This window comes from uncultured Nostoc sp. (genome assembly GCF_937863485.1).
Classification (GTDB): domain Bacteria; phylum Cyanobacteriota; class Cyanobacteriia; order Cyanobacteriales; family Nostocaceae; genus Nostoc.
The window spans coordinates 1-3,042 of the sequence record NZ_CALMFY010000062.1 but is presented as its reverse complement, the minus strand read 5'-3'; the positions used below and the strand labels follow the sequence as shown (position 1 = coordinate 3,042).

The window sequence follows — 3,042 nt, the reverse complement described above, 5'->3', positions numbered from 1 at the left end:
AATAATCGTCAAATAATTTACTAGCAATCTTTTTGAGATATCTCATCAAGATGATTTCTAGTGCAATTACGTATAGTAATTGCAAATAAAATTACCTCATACACAAATGTAGGTTTTAGCGATACCTGGGGTACACTGCGTGAACGCACCTTTTTTGGCCGACCTCACAAAATCGCGTTGTTACCCACAATACCTGTAGTCAGTTCATTAGACCTCTTGCAAAAATAAATTATGGTACAATAATGGGTTATCAAAATTTGCTTTCTATCTCTATCAAACATCCCAATGAGGTAACAAAAGTTCTCTGTATAGATTCTGATATGGATTTTTTATAAAATCCCTAATCATACCACAAAACTTTTTTGCAAGAGGTCTACTTTCCTCAAGAACTGGTTTTTTCTTACTGCGACCAAATCCTTTAAACATAGCTTTCTTCAGTAAACGCTATTTTAAAATGCCCAAAAATGCAGCAGCGATCACTCTAGTAAGCTGCTAACAGGTTTAACTCCATCCAGTTGTGGGGAAAAGCAAGCGGGAGCAAAGCGTCTCCAATAGTTGGCGTGCGGGTACTCCATCACATTCCAATTTTTTATTTACTCCTGAAACATCAACTCTTGCAGCAACGCATCATTTATCCTTTGTGCCTCTGTCCCACTACTTTCCCTAATATCAAAAGCTTGCTGCACTATGGTTTGAATTGACTCTGATAATGATTCAAATTTTTCCGAATTGAGTATGACGAGGCGGCAACCAGGATCAGGCATAAAATCAGTAAATGGTTCAGGGCTAACACGTTTAAATTATACTTTTTTACCACTGAGGTTAAAAATCAACGAAAAATCAGCATTTATCGTTTGATTTGTTTTCCAACCCTCAAAGCGATCGCTTAATCCTTTGTCAATAAACAAGACTTAATGAGATTAGTTTTGGTTTATTGAGAAGATAGTAGTCTTATTGACATGATGTGTTCGCCCTGGCGATAGCGGATCACTCTTTCTTACTGCTTTATTTTTAATTCCTGCTTGCTCAATTGCATCACAATTTTGCTTTGTTAAGAAATCGGTTTGATTTCTGGTTGAATCAGGTTAAGAACAGTATAAGGATCGCGACCAGAAAACAGCAGTTTAATCACAATCGCTGCGGCAGCCTCTACCAACCGAGCGTACTTTAACTCCCCCAAATCGACCGGCTCACTGCCAACATCTTCAATCAGCGAAGCCACTTGACGTTTGGCCTGGGCATTGTCGCCACAATAGAGCGTTACTAAGAGCCGACCATCGAAAGTAGGCGGCTGCATCTGCCAAACTTTTGCCTGACACATATTAAACGTTTTCACTACCTTAGCCTTAGGAGAATAAGCAGCGATCGCTTCTGATAGTGATACTCCATGATAACTTTTTGTTAAGTAGTCGCCGTTAGAGGGTTCAACAGGATTATTTATGTCTAAGACCAAATGAGTTTGAACTTCAGGGCGAAGGTACTTATATTTTGTATTCAATCCTGAATGGACTTCCACAGCTTGATTACAAAACTGAAAAAATTTCCCGACATTTTAGTGGTGGTGAAATTCAGACATTAGCCACTGATATCGGTACATTGATCACGGTAATCATTAGCAAGCCACCAAACCCTGATTTCGAAGGAAATATAGTCAGACTCAGCTTCCTCTTACCTACTGTTAACCTACTTATCGGTAGTAAAGAAACTCCTGTTCAAACTCAAGCGATTCTAACTACTCAAGAAACAACAGGATTTATTAAGAGACCATTGTTTGGACAATTACAGTCATATCAGGGCTTTGTACTGAAAGGAACTGCTACATACCGCTAGATTCAGATATTAATTTCCTCTCAATCAGTTTTGGGACAAATCTCTGCTCATCCTTAACTTTAAACAGATTAACTTCCTTGCGTACTTAGGAAGAGGTTTAATTCTCAGTATTGAGCAGGAGCATGTCCCATTCATTGTGAAATTATCGAAAATATCACCTCATATCTAATTTTGTATTTTGACTAGCAAAAATGAAATAATTTACTTATTAACTGGGTCTAAGAAGGCTGTTCCTGGTTTTCTCAGCTGAAACAAGACCAGTGACGCAGGTTCTGTTGTACTAGTATTTCTCGCACGAACAACAAGATTAATTGGTTCGATAATTGCTTTCCCAGCAGGAACTATAATTGAAGGCTCTCCAGATTGAAAGTCTACTGAATATGAACCGCTAATTGTATAAGCAAATACAGGTGAGGCATATGTATGCCAAATACTTATTTCTCCTGGTGCGAGAGTTGCTGTCAGAATTTCGCTTTCTAAGACTGGAACCTTGGGTATGTCCTTAGTCTTAACATTCAGAACAGTTAAACTAAACGATTCCCTCACGAGAACCGCTCGTCTTCAAAACCGGACTTGAAACTTTCGCTTCATCCGGCTCCTCAATGATTTGGCGTTTGTCATACGTACCTCCAATTGAACCATCTTCAGTTGTTTTGACATCATGGCAGTGTCTATGTAAAAGCTGGAAGTTTTAGTATCAGTAAACCAAAAAGTTTTTCCCAAAGAGCGATCGCTAATTAAGTATACTTAGTCTAAAGTGCTATAAACTACTTAGTATATAATTAATGCTTATATTTTTTTTAAAGGGTTTAAAAAATGAAATGATCAGAGTAGTATGTAGTATATTGACAAAAAAAATTGAGCGTTTCATCATCAGAACTAGCTATAACAGATTCAGAAACTCTTGATGAGGTTATTGAGTGTTTAGTAGAAAATTTTTCCATTGAAACGCAAGGGGTATGTGACCAACAAACTTTATTCGAGATTCTCATAAAGGCAGCTAGCAGTGAAGATAGTATCGAGAATACAGCTAAACTTTTAAAAAATATTCCTCCAGCGAATGATATTAGATATCATCTCAACAAACTTAATAATTTTGATGAATTAGAGACCCAAACTAATCATGCATTGAAAAGCCGAATTCCTTTGGGATTGAAAAAATGTTGCTTAAAAATAGCGATTGATTTAAATTTAATCTGCTACTATGGTGAG

The 3,042-nt window shown here is 37.3% G+C and carries 4 protein-coding genes and 1 pseudogene; 2 read left to right on the top strand and 3 right to left on the bottom strand.

From position 1 onward, the window contains the following. Nucleotides 1–593: 593 nt before the first annotated feature. Together Q0541_RS09175 and Q0541_RS09170 are read right to left on the bottom strand one after the other, a co-directional pair. A complete protein-coding gene (locus tag Q0541_RS09175; protein WP_298908599.1) occupies nt 594–764 on the bottom strand; it encodes a hypothetical protein in 171 nt (56 codons plus the stop codon). A gap of 287 nt (nt 765–1,051) precedes the next feature. Beyond that, entirely contained in the window at nt 1,052–1,498 is a 447-nt protein-coding gene (locus Q0541_RS09170; protein ID WP_298908596.1) for a hypothetical protein, read from the bottom strand. Between Q0541_RS09170 and Q0541_RS09165 the strand changes: the two genes are divergently transcribed. Then, nucleotides 1,489–1,830 carry a hypothetical protein gene (locus tag Q0541_RS09165; protein ID WP_298908594.1) on the top strand — a complete coding sequence of 114 codons (342 nt, stop codon included), beginning with the start codon at nt 1,489–1,491 and terminating at the stop codon, nt 1,828–1,830. The genes Q0541_RS09170 and Q0541_RS09165 overlap by 10 nt on opposite strands. A 201-nt stretch (nt 1,831–2,031) precedes the next feature. On the opposite strand, the gene Q0541_RS09160 is transcribed toward Q0541_RS09165, so the two are convergent. After that, nucleotides 2,032–2,376 (bottom strand): hypothetical protein, encoded by a 345-nt coding sequence (locus Q0541_RS09160; protein ID WP_298908590.1) that lies wholly within the window; start codon nt 2,374–2,376, stop codon nt 2,032–2,034. A 312-nt stretch (nt 2,377–2,688) separates the two neighbouring features. Here Q0541_RS09160 and Q0541_RS09155 point away from each other — a divergent pair. After that, nucleotides 2,689–3,042: pseudogene (locus Q0541_RS09155) on the top strand (ISH3 family transposase); the annotation flags it as partial.

Excerpts from the sequence above, each read along its gene's own strand:
- Q0541_RS09175 (WP_298908599.1), bottom strand. The coding sequence starts at position 764 with ATGCCTGATCCTGGTTGCCGCCTCGTCATACTCAATTCGGAAAAATTT.